Raw genomic sequence first — 552 nt, forward strand, 5'->3', positions numbered from 1 at the left:
ATCGGCTTCGCGCGAGGATGATTTGGAACGACGGGAAGACCAAAGACGTTCGTGCATATTGCATCCGCCAGCCACAGGTCTAACGCTTGCTATTCTCAGTAGTCCGAGGCGTACCATGTTTCGCAACTCGGGCATCATTTCTCTGCCTCGCCCGCTTGAGCGTCGTGTGGACACTCTTGCCCAGTCCTTCATGCGCCAGCGGCTCGGATCTCAGATGGACTTCTCGACTCCGGAAGGCGAGCCGGCGCTGTTACCACCCAATTCCGTAACCACGGTCGCAAGGAGTTTTTCATTTCTGCAAAATGGATATCGGCTGGGACGATCTGAGGTTGTTTCTCGACGTTGCGCGGCTGGGTGGCTTGAGCGCAGCGACGGGAACCACGCGCCTCAGCGCAGCCACCCTTGGACGACGCGTCACCGCGCTCGAAAAGCAGATCGGCGAACCTCTATTCGTGCGCCAGCAGACCGGCTACCGGCTGACCCCGGTCGGCGAGGAACTGCTGCGGCGCGCCGAAGACGTCGAGGCGGCAATGCAGTCGCTGACCCGCTGGC

The 552-nt window shown here is 60.9% G+C and carries 1 protein-coding gene; it reads left to right on the forward strand.

Going from position 1 to position 552, the window contains the following annotated elements; all coding sequences use genetic code 11:
- Positions 1–302: 302 nt before the first annotated feature.
- A partial coding sequence (locus NKJ91_RS33755) for a LysR family transcriptional regulator (RefSeq protein WP_352458954.1) occupies positions 303–552 on the forward strand: 250 nt, incomplete at its 3' end.

The organism is Mesorhizobium sp. M0040 (genome assembly GCF_040323505.1).
In the GTDB taxonomy this organism is placed as follows: Bacteria; Pseudomonadota; Alphaproteobacteria; order Rhizobiales; family Rhizobiaceae; genus Mesorhizobium.